The organism is Citrobacter sp. Cpo142 (genome assembly GCF_030332425.1).
Taxonomy (GTDB): domain Bacteria; phylum Pseudomonadota; class Gammaproteobacteria; order Enterobacterales; family Enterobacteriaceae; genus Citrobacter; species Citrobacter portucalensis.
Genome location: NZ_JAOWHW010000109.1, coordinates 230,611 through 244,170 on the forward strand (window position 1 = coordinate 230,611; position 13,560 = coordinate 244,170).

14 protein-coding genes are annotated in these 13,560 nt (G+C 51.5%); 8 read left to right on the forward strand and 6 right to left on the reverse strand.

Annotation, left to right across the window (positions count from 1 at the left end; all coding sequences use genetic code 11):
- Positions 1-15: 15 nt before the first annotated feature.
- Positions 16-1,203, reverse strand: a complete 1,188-nt coding sequence (gene ydeE, locus OGY18_RS07825) for an efflux MFS transporter YdeE (protein ID WP_149384276.1) — start codon at positions 1,201-1,203, stop codon at positions 16-18.
- 198 nt (positions 1,204-1,401) lie between these two features.
- Here ydeE and eamA point away from each other — a divergent pair, with 198 nt between their 5' ends.
- Entirely contained in the window at positions 1,402-2,301 is a 900-nt protein-coding gene (gene eamA, locus OGY18_RS07830) for an O-acetylserine/cysteine exporter (protein ID WP_126957165.1), read from the forward strand.
- 30 nt (positions 2,302-2,331) lie between these two features.
- Here eamA and marB read toward each other — a convergent pair whose 3' ends face one another.
- The 3 genes from marB to marR are packed head-to-tail and all read right to left on the reverse strand — an operon-like array spanning position 2,332 to position 3,417.
- Entirely contained in the window at positions 2,332-2,550 is a 219-nt protein-coding gene (gene marB / locus OGY18_RS07835; protein ID WP_191236280.1) for a multiple antibiotic resistance protein MarB, read from the reverse strand.
- A 30-nt stretch (positions 2,551-2,580) separates the two neighbouring features.
- Positions 2,581-2,964, reverse strand: coding sequence for an MDR efflux pump AcrAB transcriptional activator MarA (gene marA / locus OGY18_RS07840; RefSeq protein WP_003032424.1), 384 nt, complete (start codon positions 2,962-2,964; stop codon positions 2,581-2,583).
- 18 nt (positions 2,965-2,982) lie between these two features.
- Positions 2,983-3,417 carry a multiple antibiotic resistance transcriptional regulator MarR gene (marR, locus tag OGY18_RS07845; protein ID WP_003832935.1) on the reverse strand — a complete coding sequence of 145 codons (435 nt, stop codon included), beginning with the start codon at positions 3,415-3,417 and terminating at the stop codon, positions 2,983-2,985.
- A 257-nt stretch (positions 3,418-3,674) separates the two neighbouring features.
- On the opposite strand from marR, the gene OGY18_RS07850 reads away from it, so the two are divergent.
- Positions 3,675-4,340 (forward strand): MarC family NAAT transporter, encoded by a 666-nt coding sequence (locus OGY18_RS07850; RefSeq protein WP_063941584.1) that lies wholly within the window; start codon positions 3,675-3,677, stop codon positions 4,338-4,340.
- A 43-nt stretch (positions 4,341-4,383) separates the two neighbouring features.
- On the opposite strand, the gene OGY18_RS07855 is transcribed toward OGY18_RS07850, so the two are convergent.
- Together OGY18_RS07855 and ptrR are read right to left on the reverse strand one after the other, a co-directional pair.
- On the reverse strand, positions 4,384-5,580 hold the full coding sequence (locus OGY18_RS07855; protein WP_284969117.1) for a sugar transporter: 1,197 nt from the start codon (positions 5,578-5,580) through the stop codon (positions 4,384-4,386).
- Positions 5,581-5,802: 222 nt separating this feature from the next.
- Positions 5,803-6,678, reverse strand: coding sequence for a putrescine utilization regulator PtrR (gene ptrR / locus OGY18_RS07860; RefSeq protein ID WP_286552492.1), 876 nt, complete (start codon positions 6,676-6,678; stop codon positions 5,803-5,805).
- A gap of 102 nt (positions 6,679-6,780) precedes the next feature.
- Here ptrR and sad point away from each other — a divergent pair, with 102 nt between their 5' ends.
- From sad to OGY18_RS07890, 6 genes are all read left to right on the forward strand, one after another.
- Entirely contained in the window at positions 6,781-8,169 is a 1,389-nt protein-coding gene (gene sad / locus OGY18_RS07865; protein ID WP_191236281.1) for a succinate-semialdehyde dehydrogenase, read from the forward strand.
- Between the two features lie 103 nt (positions 8,170-8,272).
- Positions 8,273-9,850, forward strand: a complete 1,578-nt coding sequence (locus OGY18_RS07870; RefSeq protein WP_149384271.1) for a methyl-accepting chemotaxis protein — start codon at positions 8,273-8,275, stop codon at positions 9,848-9,850.
- 62 nt (positions 9,851-9,912) lie between these two features.
- Positions 9,913-10,839, forward strand: a complete 927-nt coding sequence (glsB, locus tag OGY18_RS07875; RefSeq protein ID WP_003832944.1) for a glutaminase B — start codon at positions 9,913-9,915, stop codon at positions 10,837-10,839.
- Positions 10,839-11,198, forward strand: coding sequence for a DUF4186 domain-containing protein (locus OGY18_RS07880; protein WP_126318118.1), 360 nt, complete (start codon positions 10,839-10,841; stop codon positions 11,196-11,198). Before glsB ends, OGY18_RS07880 begins: the two co-directional genes overlap by 1 nt.
- An 80-nt stretch (positions 11,199-11,278) precedes the next feature.
- Entirely contained in the window at positions 11,279-11,806 is a 528-nt protein-coding gene (locus OGY18_RS07885) for a GNAT family N-acetyltransferase (RefSeq protein ID WP_149384269.1), read from the forward strand.
- A gap of 106 nt (positions 11,807-11,912) precedes the next feature.
- Entirely contained in the window at positions 11,913-13,364 is a 1,452-nt protein-coding gene (locus OGY18_RS07890) for a tagaturonate reductase (RefSeq protein ID WP_286552495.1), read from the forward strand.
- Positions 13,365-13,560 lie beyond the last annotated feature (196 nt).

Genomic DNA, 13,560 nt, shown 5'->3' on the forward strand with positions numbered 1-13,560 from the left:
CTGTCGCTATACTCATCAGCAGACTGCCGTCTGCCCCCAGGGCTTGGCGCGCATGCCTTTTATCATGAGCGTCCAGGCAAGAACGATCGCCACTATCAGCGCGACAAACAGCGACCATGGCGGCAATGTGGTTAAAATGACGCCGCTGACTAATGGGTTAACCGCTGCGCCAAGCCAGCCCAACGACTGGGCGGAAAAATAGCTGGCTTTCATGCCTGCTGGCGCGATGTTGTCGATAAGCATATATTCGCCCGGCGCGTAAATGACTTCGCCGATAGTGAAAAAGGCAGCAGAAATTCCCCATAACAACAGACTGTTGCCGGAAAAGGCGAAACCGATCAGGCCAACGACAAAGAAGACTGTACCCATTGTCATTAACGGGCGGATATTCGTGGCGGTGAGCCTGCGACCAAGTGCGTATTGCAGTGATACTACGATGGCGGCGTTCACGGGCAGGACCACCGCCACGACTTTCTCGGCAAAATCGCCATCGGCGACCACCATAACGTATTGCGAAATACAGGACGCAAAAGCACCGCCAACAAACGATGCCAGAAAGGCCGATAACGTAAACCAGAATAATGCCCGGTCGCGCAGGAGTACCGAAGGGGACCACACCGCGGCGTTTAAACCTTCTGATGGTGCTGTTGAACGTTTTACCCAGGTCTGGATAAACACCAGTGGCAATGCTGAACAGGCGGCAGCCAGCCAGAATGGCAGGTTAATGCTTTGCATCACCAGCAGCGTGCCCAGCGGTGGACCAACGGTCCAGCCAATATTCAGCACGGTATAGTTAAGCGAGAAAATTTTAGTCTTGTTGGTAGCAGACAGATTATCGGCAAACCAGGCCTTCAGCACCGTGGCGAAGACGGAGTAGGCACAGTTGATCAGAGCAAAGAGCAAAACCACGACCACCACGTTATGCACCAGTGGGATCGCAATAAAGCCGGACGCAAAGCCACAAATTGCCAGCAGCATAAAGCGTTTTTTTTCAAATTTATCGGCCAGGATGCCGAATCCAAGACTGAAAACGACGCCAATAGTCAGTGCTACTGTCATTGCATAACCGATCAGATCGACACCCAGGCCATACTGACGACTGAGGTAAATCGTCATGAATGGCAGAGTGGCGCCACGGCCAATTGTTAATAACAAAGATGACGCGAGTAACGCGAGAGTGGACCTTCTCAGAGAGATATTCATTTTCCTGCCCGACAATGCATGTTGTTATGTTTTTTTTAGATATAAGAAACAAATAGCATGCTAAAACTGTGATGTACACTCAATAAGTTGTCCGAAAATGCCTTGCGTGGCCTACCTGAAATAATGATCTGTTACGGCACAACGATTTCCGTTACTTTAACTTGTTTACAAAAATTTAATATTTGCAGGGGCGGTGGTATGTCGCGTAAAGACGGGTTATTGGCGTTACTGGTCGTTGTGGTTTGGGGACTGAACTTTGTGGTCATCAAAGTGGGGCTGCATAATATGCCCCCTTTAATGCTGGCAGGGCTGCGTTTTTTACTGGTGGCGTTCCCGGCAATACTCTTTGTTGCCAGGCCGAAAATCCCACTTTCGCTGTTGCTCGGCTATGGGCTGACCATCAGTTTTGGGCAGTTTGCGTTTCTCTTTAGCGCTATCAAATTCGGTATGCCTGCCGGGTTAGCTTCTCTGGTATTACAGGCTCAGGCGTTTTTCACCATCATTCTGGGGGCATTCGCCTTTGGCGAACGTCTGCAGGGTAAACAGCTGGTAGGCATTGCGCTGGCGGTATTTGGCGTGCTGGTGCTGATTGAGGCCAGTCTGAACGGGCAGCATGTTGGCATGCTCGGTTTTATGCTGACGTTGGCGGCGGCGCTAAGCTGGGCCTGTGGCAATATCTTTAACAAAAAAATCATGCAGCATACCTCGCGCCCGGCCGTTATGTCGTTGGTGGTATGGAGCGCGTTAATCCCTATTGCTCCGTTCTTCCTTGCTTCATTAATTCTCGATGGTCCAGCGCAAATTACCCAAAGTCTGGTGGCGATAGATATGACCACCATTCTGTCACTGGTTTATCTGGCGTTTGTGGCGACCATCGTGGGTTATGGTATCTGGGGTTCGTTACTCGGACGCTATGAGACCTGGCGTGTAGCGCCGCTGTCGCTGTTGGTGCCGGTCGTTGGACTGGCGAGTGCGGTTGTGCTGCTGGATGAAACGCTGACCGGATTGCAACTGCTCGGTGCGCTACTGATCATGGCTGGGTTGTATATCAATGTGTTTGGCTTTCGGTTGCGTAAGGTTGCGTCGGTGAGGGGCTAAAAAAAGCCCCGCAGTGGCGGGGCAATATAATTACAGGTTGCGCATATTGTAATATGGCACACCTAATTCGTCGGACTTGTCGCTGCCTGCACCCATATGATTAAAATCGAACGGGGACTGATCGTTCGCAGGGGGCATAATCATCGCGTCGCGACTGTTCTGGGTGGCAGGTTGCGCGGTCTGTTCCGCCATGCTCTGGCCCGAAACAACAAACAGTAGGGCCAGCATTGCATAAGACAGAAGTTTCATGATTTCCTCGGTTACGTCGTTAACTGGCGTTTAGCAATTACATTGATTAAGTGGGAGCAAATAGCGTGATTCGCCGTGCATATTCGTCATACGGTATTTATGCGGCGGAACATCAAAATAGTTTTTGAATGTCCGGGTCAGCGTCTGCTGAGACTCAAAACCGTAACGCTCTGCCAGATAAAGAATAGGTTCGTTACTTTCTTTTAGTTTTTGCGCTATTTCAGTCATTTTACGGCTGCGAATGTATTGACCCAGTGAATGACCGGTTTCTTTTTTAAACATCCGTTGCAGGTGCCATTTGGAGTAACCTGAACGCTCTGACACTTTTTCCAGTGAGAGCGGCGATTCAAGGTTATTTTCGATCCAGTCCAAAATGCTATGAATAGTGATTGTGTCAGTATTGCGTCTGGACATCGTCATACCTCTTTCTGTTTACGGCAGGATTCTCTTAAGCAAGTGCTCAAGTGTGGCTACTTCATCCGCCGTTAAGTTTTTTGTTAGTTCCTGGTGCAGGTCTTGCCCTACTAATTGATGACACTGCTCGCAAATTGCTGCGCCATGCTCGGTGAGTTTCACCAGCACGCCACGCTTATCATGTGGATTCGGAAGCCTTTCTATCCAGCCTTTACAGGCCAGTCTGTCCAGCATCCGCGTCAGGGCGCCAAGGTCGACAGACAGCACTTTTTTCAATTCGACAGGGGTGATGCACACCGCGCAACGGATGGAGCAGAGCACCTTGAACTGCGATGCCGTGATATCCAGCGGTGACAAATAGTCGTTTAACAAACGATCTTTTTTCTGATTAACCATATAGATCAAACGACCCAGTGGGATGATTTCGTTAAACAGATCACTGGTGTTTTTCACAATGGTTGCCCTGGCAAGTAGTTAGTCACGGCTGATATTATTGCTTAGGCAAATATAAGTCAAACGAATGAATCAGCAAATGCCACGTTTTGCTAAATCATCAGACTCAATACCTGGCGTGTGGAAATTTAACGATCTGATAATTATGGTTTATACGCGTAGATGAAAAATGAATCCTTACATCGCGAAAATGGCTTATCTTCTGGATTTCACCGTATACTTGCCGTTGACGATTAACGCACAGGAAAGATGACATTATGATGGACTTGTTTAAAGCAATAGGGCTGGGGCTGGTAGTCCTGTTACCGTTGGCAAACCCGTTAACCACCGTGGCGTTGTTCCTTGGCCTCGCGGGCAACATGAACAGCGCAGAGCGTAACCGTCAGTCACTCATGGCATCTGTTTACGTGTTTGCCATCATGATGGTGGCGTACTATGCCGGGCAACTGGTGATGAATACCTTCGGGATTTCGATTCCCGGACTCCGTATTGCGGGTGGGTTAATCGTTGCGTTTATCGGCTTCCGGATGCTGTTTCCGCAGCAGAAGGCACATGATTCTCCGGAAGCGAGAAGCAAGTCAGAAGAGCTGGAAGACGAGCCGACTGCCAATATCGCCTTTGTACCTCTGGCTATGCCAAGCACTGCCGGTCCGGGGACGATTGCGATGATCATCAGTTCCGCGTCAACCGTGCGCCATGGCTCCGAATTTCCGGACTGGGTGATCATGATCGCGCCGCCGATTATTTTTGCGGTTGTCGGGATTATCCTGTGGGGCTGTTTGCGCAGTTCCGGGGGGATCATGCGCCTCGTCGGCAAAGGTGGTATAGAAGCGATTTCTCGTTTGATGGGCTTCCTGCTGGTGTGTATGGGCGTGCAGTTTATTATTAACGGCGTGCTGGAAATTATTAAAACCTACGCTTAGAACACTGTGCCCGGTAATCGGTAATGTCTACCGGGCACATTTTTTACGAATGCTGAGGCTGTTCTTCCAGCGATACCGGCCATTTACGAAAGATAATCACCGACCATATCAACGCCACCACGGCAGGCACTGCGCCGACGTAACCAATCGTAGACATTGACCACTGCAAACTCACCTGATTGCCTACCAGCGCGCCAGCGCCAATACCGATATTAAAGATGCCTGAGAACAGTGCCATTGCGACGTCAGTCGCATCAGGAGCAAGCGCCAGCACTTTCACCTGCATGCCCAGACCTATCAGCATGATGGCGACGCCCCAGAAAATACTCAGGATAGCAAGGTGCATTTCGCTGTCAGCAGCGGGAAGTAACAACACCAGGCATACCGTCAACAGGGCAATGGCACTGCTAATCAGTACGGAAGCATGCAGATTCCCCAGCTTACCGAAAATGACGCTACCGACAATTCCCGCGCCACCCAGAACCAGCAACAGCACGGTAGCAAAGTTTGCGCTCAGACCCGCGACGGTCTGCACAAACGGCTCGATATAGCTGTAGGCCGTGTAATGTGCGGTGACCACAATCACCGTCAGTAGATACAGACTCATCAATGCCGGACGATGGAATAACACCGGCAGGCTTTTTAAAGAGCCGGAGTGCTCACTGGGTAGTTTGGGCAGGAGCTTAATCAGGCAAAGCAGGGTAACTAACGCCCCCATGCCGATGGCGAAGAAGGTGGTGCGCCAGCCAAAATACTGACCGACAATGCGCCCGATGGGCAGACCCAATACCATAGCCAGCGCGGTGCCGGTGGCAATCAGGCTGAGAGCCTGTGCACGTTTACCGGCAGGAGCCAGGCGGATCGCCAGCGATGCGGTGATCGACCAGAAAATAGCGTGCGCAAAGGCAATACCAATACGGCTAATTACCAGCACGGTAAAATTCCATGCCAGGAAAGAGAGAATATGACTGGCGATAAACACAACAAACAGACAGATCAGCAGTTTTCGGCGCTCCACCTGACTGGTAAGTAACATAAAAGGGAGCGACATCAGGGCGACAACCCAGGCGTAGATCGTCAGCATGATCCCGACCTGAGCAGTCTGCATATTGAAGCTTTGTGCGATGTCGGACAGCAAGCCGACAGGGACAAACTCTGTGGTATTGAAAATAAAACCGGCAATGGCAAGCGTAACTACCCGTAGCCACGCGACCTTGCGGGAAACAGTGTCTGTTGTCATATCAAATAAGAGGATTAGCTGCGAAAAGGTAAGGCCACGATCTTAAAACGTTTGCTGGCGAAAATACAATCATTTTGTGATGCGGATCTCATTTCATTGGCAGGGCGCCACAATTTGCTGCCGAACATTCCTCGTATTTTTAAGTATTTCAATAATAATGAAATTCCGGGCGTATGACTTCACCCGGATTTACAGGTATTCATGTTCTTTGAGGAGCGCCAGTTACTCCGGGCTCTGTGATAACTGAGGGTTCAACACCTCAATAAACGCTTCCAGCTGACGTGTCATTGCACCTCTGCGCCAGACCAGCCATGTATTCAGCCAGCGCCAGTTCTCGCTTAGCGGCCAGGCGTTGACCTGATGATGCCCTGGCATGCTCTCCAGCATCGAACGCGGGATCAATGCGATACCCGCGCCGGCAATGACGCAGGCCAGCATGCCGTGATATGACTCCATTTCATGAATGGTGCCGGGCATGGCGCGATCGGCATGAAACCAGCTTTCAAAATGGCGGCGATAGGAACAGTTGGCGCGAAAGGCGTAAATACTGCAACCGTTGACGTCACTGGCCCGCTTAATGGGGGGATGACCGTTAGGCGTGACAATCATCATCTCTTCACGGTAGACCGGCATTCCTTCAAGTCCCGGATGGGTAATTGGACCATCGACAAAGGCAGCGTTCAATGTACCGTCGAGCACGCCGTCCAGCATTGTGCCTGAAGGACCTGTCGCCAGCGCGAACTGAATTTTGGGGTAACGCTGGTTATATTCAGCCAGCGTGGCGGGGATGCGAACTGCTGCTGTACTTTCAAGCGAGCCGAGAGAGAAGAATCCTTGCGGCTCATCCCCGGCGACGACCATCCTGGCTTCCTCAACCAGTGCCAGGATCCGCTGGCTGTAGCGCAAAAAGTTGTGCCCGGATGGGGAAAGCCGCAGGCGCTGGTTTTCACGAATAAACAGATCAACACCCAGGTCGGCTTCAAGCTGACGTATACGGGTGGTGAGATTGGATGGCACGCGATGCACCTTCGCGGCGGCCTGCGTAATACTGCCAGTCTCCGCGACGGCATTGAACATTTCCAACTGCGTCAGATCCATAATATTCTCTATTCGTGAATGGTATGGTTAATATTATTCATTTTTCAGAAAGAGTAAATATGCTCATGATATAACCATACCCTGCGATAAAGAGAGGCACTTATGACTATCACAGCAGCAACACATGCGATTTCCATTGACCCTGCCAGCGGTGAAAGGCTGACGGCAACGCCGTGGGCCAGCGCGGAAGAGATTGATCATGCGCTGAACCTTGCCGCGAATGGCTATAACGAATGGAAACATACTTCCGTTGAGCACCGTGCGCAAACGCTGCGCCAGATCGGGCAAGCTCTGCGCCATCGTGCGGAAGAGATGGCGGAGTGTATCTCACGTGAAATGGGTAAACCCATTAAGCAGGCGCGTGCTGAAGTCGCCAAGTCAGCTGCATTGTGTGACTGGTACGCCGAGCATGGACCGACGATGCTCAATCCGGAACCCACGCTGGTGGAGAATAACCAGGCGGTGATTGAGTATCGTCCGCTAGGAACCATTCTGGCGATCATGCCGTGGAACTTCCCGCTCTGGCAGGTAATGCGAGGTGCCGTCCCGATTCTGTTGGCCGGAAATGGCTATCTGTTAAAGCATGCGCCTAACGTAACCGGCTGTGCTGCAATTATTGCGCAGGTTTTCGCTGATGCGGGTGTACCCGCGGGGGTTTACGGTTGGGTGAATGCCGATAACGCCGGGGTCAGTCAGATGATCAATGACCCGCGTATCGCGGCGATAACGGTAACGGGAAGCGTACGTGCCGGTGCGGCGATTGGCGCCCAGGCGGGTGCCGCGCTGAAAAAATGTGTGCTTGAACTGGGCGGCTCCGATCCGTTTATTGTCCTCAATGATGCTGACCTCGATCTGGCCGTTAAGGCGGCGGTCGCTGGGCGTTATCAGAACACAGGGCAGGTTTGTGCGGCAGCCAAGCGCTTTATTATCGAAGAAGGGATTGCGGCAGAATTTACTTCACGCTTTGTGGCCGCTGCGAGTGCGCTCAAAATGGGCGATCCGCTAAACGAAGAAAACGATCTGGGGCCGATGGCGCGATTTGATCTGCGTGATGAGCTACACCAGCAGGTAGAAGCCACCCTTGCCGAAGGGGCACGGTTACTGCTCGGCGGGGAAAAAATTGCGGGTCAGGGCAATTACTATGCCGTGACGGTACTGGGCGATGTCACTCCGGAAATGACGGCGTTCCGCCAGGAGCTGTTTGGTCCGGTTGCGGCAATTACCGTGGCGAAGAATGCTGAACATGCCTTAGCGCTGGCGAATGACAGTGATTTCGGCTTATCCGCCACGGTGTTTACTGCGGATGAAGCGCTGGCGCAGAAGATGGCGTCACGCCTGGAGTGTGGTGGCGTATTTATCAATGGTTACAGCGCCAGCGATGCTCGCGTTGCGTTTGGTGGTGTGAAGAAAAGTGGCTTTGGCCGCGAACTTTCGCACTTTGGCCTGCATGAGTTTTGTAACGTGCAGACCGTCTGGAAAAACCGCCTTTGATGGTGTGGGTGCCTCCGCTGGGGGCACCTGTCTTATTTCTGCAATTTTTCTGTCATTTACTCTCCGTACACTCGCGACTAACGCTTTGATACAGAAGAGTAATATGAACATAACGCAAATTTCCCATCGTCTAATACCCCGTCAGTTCGGTCTGTTAACGGGCATTTTTTGCATTATTGCGCTGTTCTCTGTTTTGCAGGTCGTGTCCTCCTTGATGCTCTCGGCCTCAGTCAGTGACGCACAGCAGAATGAAGGGCGTAATCAACTCGCGCTTTTGCAGCAGGCAAAGGTTGATGAAGCGCGGGTGGCGTTATTATCTGCCAGCGATTTACTTAACCGTGCGGGGATTTATTTTATGCAGGATGCCGCCACCGGATCGGACGGGAGTTGGCGTCCGTTAATGGAAGAGGCGTATCGGACGCTGGCGCAGTCAAAAAGTGCATGGGAGGCCTGGCGGGATATGAAGCCGCAGTCGGATCCGGATCTAACGGAGAGCTATCAGCGTTTTTATAGCGGTATTAAGGAGCAGGCGGACGGGCTGATGCAGTCAGGTTCTATTGATGCATTTTTTGCCGTACCCGTGCAGGCCTTTCAGACAGACTTTAACGGTAATTACGCGCGCTTTCAGCAGGGCAGTGGGCGACATGCGGAAGCTGGGCGTCAGCAGCTGTTGACCAGTCTTGAGCGTTTACAGAATCTATTTTTGTTTATTCCTCTGGTACTGGTGGTTATCGCCTTTCTGGTCTGGCGTAGTATGTTCCGTTGGGTGATTATGCCGCTGCGACGGCTGATCGATCATATCGATATTTTAGCGGCGGGTGATCTTTCCCGGCCAGCCCCGCAGGTAAGTCAGTTTAATCGGGAAGTGACGCAATTAAGTTCGCGTATTGCTGCAATGCAGCAGGGACTCTGCGCGCTGGTACGGCAGGTGAATGATGCCACCACCGCAATGGTAGGAAATATCAACGAACTTGCGCAGAACAATAAACAGCTATACCAGCAGTCGGCAAAACAAAGTGAAGAGTTGAGCACTGTGACATCGCATATTTCGGTTCTGGAAACGCATGTTGAGGATAACAGTGGCTTTGCTGAACTGGCGAATCAACGCGCAGTGCAGGCGCGTGATATTGCGGCAGGTGGAGACCGAATGATGGCGACGGTAAATGCGTCAATGCAGGCGATTGTGACTCGCTCGTCTGAAATGCGAGGGATTACAACGCTTATCGACAACATTGCATTTCAGACAAATATCCTGGCTCTCAACGCCGCAATCGAGGCAGCACATGCCGGGGAGCAAGGGCGCGGGTTTGCCGTGGTTGCGAAAGAAGTTGGGCTGCTGGCGCGAAAAAGCGGTCAGTCTACGCAAAACATTCAGACACTGATTAAACACTCGTTACAGGGCATTGAAGAGGGCTTTCACGCGGTTAACGGACTGGATAAGAATTTGCAGCAGGTTATCGCACTGGTGGAAAACCTCGGCGCGTTACTGAACGACATTTCGACTGCAACGTTAAATCAGGGGAACAGTATTCACCAGTTAACCCGTCAGCTCCATGTCCTGAACGGCGAAGCCCGACAAACCAGTGATCTGGTGAATGCTGCATCTGATTCTTCCTTACAGCTTCACCATGAATCTAACCAGCTTATGCAGGCCGTGGCCAGATTCCGCCTTCCGGCCTGACGTTGCGTATTCAGCTCTGTTATACTCGCAGGCCTTTCATACCTGCGAGCAAGGAGCATGTTGTGGCCAGGGCCATGGACAATTCAATTTTAGAGACCATTGTGCAGCAGGTTCGTCCGCTGATTGGTCAGGGTAAAGTCGCTGATTACATTCCGGCATTAGCCTCCGTCGACGGTTCAAAACTGGGTATTGCTATCTGTACCGTTGATGGGCAGCACTATCAGGCGGGAGATGCGCAAGAACGTTTTTCTATTCAGTCAATTTCAAAGGTGCTCAGTCTGGTCGTGGCGATGCGTCACTATCAGGAAGAGGAGATCTGGCAGCGCGTCGGCAAAGATCCTTCCGGTCATCCATTTAACTCCCTGGTGCAGCTGGAAATGGAGCAGGGTATCCCTCGCAACCCCTTTATTAATGCCGGGGCGCTGGTGGTTTGCGATATGCTGCAAGGGCGTCTAAGCGCACCTCGTCAACGGATGCTGGAAGTGGTGCGGGCATTAAGCGGCGTTTCGGATATCGCCTATGATGCGACGGTCGCGCGATCGGAGTTTGAGCACTCGGCGCGTAACGCCGCTATTGCCTGGCTGATGAAATCCTTCGGCAATTTTCACCATGACGTGCCCACCGTTTTGCAGAACTATTTTCACTACTGCGCGCTGAAAATGAGCTGTGTGGAACTGGCGCGGACTTTTGTCTTTTTGGCAAATCAAGGGCATGCCTTTCATCTTGCGGAGCCAGTGGTCACACCAATGCAGGCCCGGCAGATCAATGCGCTGATGGCGACCAGCGGCATGTATCAGAACGCAGGGGAATTTGCCTGGCGGGTTGGGCTTCCGGCGAAATCTGGCGTCGGCGGCGGCATCGTGGCGATCGTGCCACACGAGATGGCGATTGCTGTCTGGAGTCCGGAACTGGATCCGGCGGGAAATTCACTGGCCGGTATCGCCGTGCTGGAACAATTAACACAACAGCTGGGGCGCTCGGTTTACTGATGAAAACGCTCGATCCTCTTTTTGCCCGGCTGGCGAAATCAACGTTTCGCTCGCGGTTTCGTCTTGGTCAGAAAGAAAGGCAGTATTGTCTGGATAAAGGGGCGCCAGTTATCGAACAACATGCTGCGGATTTTATAGCTAAACGACTGGCACCTGCGTTTCCCGCCAATGATGGAAAACAGACGCCTATGCGTGGTCACCCGGTATTTATTGCTCAACATGCTACGGCGACGTGCTGTCGAGGGTGTCTGGCGAAATGGCATGATATACCTCAGGGTGTAGCGCTAAACGATGAACAGCAACGTTACGTTGTCACGATTATTTACCACTGGTTAGTGCTCCAAATGAATAAGCCATAGATAACATTATCCTATAATATGCCCCCTTGTGTTGTGTAATTGTTAAAAGCAGTATGAAGGGGTCAATCTAAGGAGAAACCATGGCTTCCGGCAAACCCTGCTTTGTGCTGAGCGCGACACAGATTCTGTCGCGAATCGACGAGCTCAGCGATGTTCTTGAACAGTGCGTCAATGACGGCGCCTCCATCAGTTTTATGCTGCCCTTTAATCGCGAAAAATCAGAGCCTTTCTGGATGAAGGTCGCGCAAAGTGTTTCTCGCGGAGAACGGATCGTTCTTGGTATGCAGAATGCGCAGGGGGTGCTTGTCGGTACCGTCCAACTCATTATCGATCAACCCGAAAATCAACCTCATCGTGCTGATGTCGCCAAACTGCTGGTTCACCCCTCAGCGCGACGCGGTGGCCTGGCCCGTGAATTGATGAACGAACTGGAAAGTTGCGCGCGTCAACAAGGTAAAACGCTGCTGGTGCTTGATACGGCGACTGGCAGTGGTGCGGAGTTGTTCTACCACAATTGCGGGTGGAAAAAGGTAGGGGTGATACCTGACTATGCCCAAATGCCCGATGGGACACTGACCGGAACCACACTTTTCTATAAAACGCTCTAATTTGTCGCCGGGGATTGATCAAAACAGGGTTTCAATGTATTAAAGTTTGCTAACCTATTGGACCAATTCAATCAGGTTGTATGACTAATCATAAAGGGAACCCATTGTGCAAACACTAAATCGTCGCGATTTCCCCGGTGCTCAGTATCCTGAACGCATTATTCAGTTTGGTGAAGGAAACTTCCTGCGCGCCTTTGTAGACTGGCAGGTAGATCTGCTCAACGAACATACCGATCTGAACGCTGGTGTGGTCATTGTTCGTCCTATCGAAAGTTCCTTCCCGCCATCGCTGAGTACGCAGGATGGCCTCTATACCACTATCATTCGTGGTTTGAATGAGAAGGGCGAGGCCGTCAGTGATGCCCGTCTAATTCGTTCAGTTAACCGTGAAATCAGCGTCTATAGCGAATACGATGAGTTCCTGAAGCTGGCGCATAATCCTGATATGCGTTTTGTGTTCTCTAACACCACGGAAGCAGGTATCAGTTACCACGCGGGCGATAAGTTTGACGACGCGCCAGCGGTTAGTTATCCGGCTAAACTGACGCGTCTGCTGTTCGAACGCTTCAGCTATTTTAACGGCGCATTGGATAAAGGCTGGATTATCATCCCTTGCGAACTGATTGATTATAACGGTGATGCACTGCGTGAACTGGTTCTGCGCTACGCTCAGGAATGGGCGCTGCCGGAAGCGTTTATTCAGTGGCTGGATCAGGCCAATGCATTTTGCTCCACGCTGGTGGACCGTATTGTTACTGGCTATCCGCGTGATGAGGTAGCTAAGCTCGAAGCTGAACTGGGCTATCATGATGCTTTCCTCGATACCGCAGAACATTTCTATCTGTTTGTCATTCAGGGGCCGAAGTCATTAGCAGCAGAACTACGTCTGAATAAGCATCCGCTGAATGTCCTGATCGTGGATGACATCAAACCGTACAAAGAGCGCAAAGTGGCGATTCTCAACGGTGCTCACACCGCGCTGGTCCCTGTTGCCTGGCAGGCAGGGTTGGACACCGTGGGTGAGGCGATGAATGACGCTGAGATTTGTGCTTTCGTGGAGAAAGCGATCTATGAAGAGATCATTCCGGTACTGGATTTGCCACGTGATGAGTTAGCTTCTTTTGCCAGCGCGGTAACCGGTCGATTCTGCAACCCGTATATAAAACATCAGCTGCTGTCTATTGCCCTGAATGGCATGACCAAGTTCCGCACCCGTATATTGCCGCAACTGCTGGCAGGGCAACAGACCAGCGGTAAACTGCCGGCGCGTTTGACGTTTGCGCTTGCCGCGTTAATTGCTTTTTATCGTGGAGAGCGCAACGGTGAGTCTTATCCGGTTCAGGACGATGCGCATTGGATAGAACGTTTTCAACAGCTGTGGTCCCAGCATCGCGATCGCCAGATAAGTACCGAAGCGTTGGTCAAATCTGTACTGGGTGTCAAAGAACACTGGGAACAAGATCTGACGCAGGTTTCTGGACTGGTGGAACAGGTCTCTACCGATCTGGATACCATTCTGGCAAAAGGTATGCGTGAAGCCGTTAAGCCACTGTGCTAAGGCGACTACCGACAACCCGGCTCAGGCCGGGTTTTTTCTGGATATGCATTAGTTACAACATACTATGTGGTTTAAATAATAAACCCGGTCTGTGACTTAGGTGCGACTTCGTTTTAAGCAGGACAAAAGTTGTTGGGATAATGTTGCGATTAACTTGCAACATTGATCGCTATCGCGTCTAATGTGACGGATTTCA

Excerpts from the sequence above, each read along its gene's own strand:
- ydeE (WP_149384276.1), bottom strand. The coding sequence starts at position 1,203 with ATGAATATCTCTCTGAGAAGGTCCACTCTCGCGTTACTCGCGTCATCT.
- eamA (WP_126957165.1), top strand. The coding sequence starts at position 1,402 with ATGTCGCGTAAAGACGGGTTATTGGCGTTACTGGTCGTTGTGGTTTGG.
- marB (WP_191236280.1), bottom strand. The coding sequence starts at position 2,550 with ATGAAACTTCTGTCTTATGCAATGCTGGCCCTACTGTTTGTTGTTTCG.
- marA (WP_003032424.1), bottom strand. The coding sequence starts at position 2,964 with ATGTCCAGACGCAATACTGACACAATCACTATTCATAGCATTTTGGAC.
- OGY18_RS07850 (WP_063941584.1), top strand. The coding sequence starts at position 3,675 with ATGATGGACTTGTTTAAAGCAATAGGGCTGGGGCTGGTAGTCCTGTTA.
- OGY18_RS07855 (WP_284969117.1), bottom strand. The coding sequence starts at position 5,580 with ATGACAACAGACACTGTTTCCCGCAAGGTCGCGTGGCTACGGGTAGTT.
- ptrR (WP_286552492.1), bottom strand. The coding sequence starts at position 6,678 with ATGGATCTGACGCAGTTGGAAATGTTCAATGCCGTCGCGGAGACTGGC.
- sad (WP_191236281.1), top strand. The coding sequence starts at position 6,781 with ATGACTATCACAGCAGCAACACATGCGATTTCCATTGACCCTGCCAGC.
- OGY18_RS07870 (WP_149384271.1), top strand. The coding sequence starts at position 8,273 with ATGAACATAACGCAAATTTCCCATCGTCTAATACCCCGTCAGTTCGGT.
- OGY18_RS07880 (WP_126318118.1), top strand. The coding sequence starts at position 10,839 with ATGAAAACGCTCGATCCTCTTTTTGCCCGGCTGGCGAAATCAACGTTT.
- OGY18_RS07885 (WP_149384269.1), top strand. The coding sequence starts at position 11,279 with ATGGCTTCCGGCAAACCCTGCTTTGTGCTGAGCGCGACACAGATTCTG.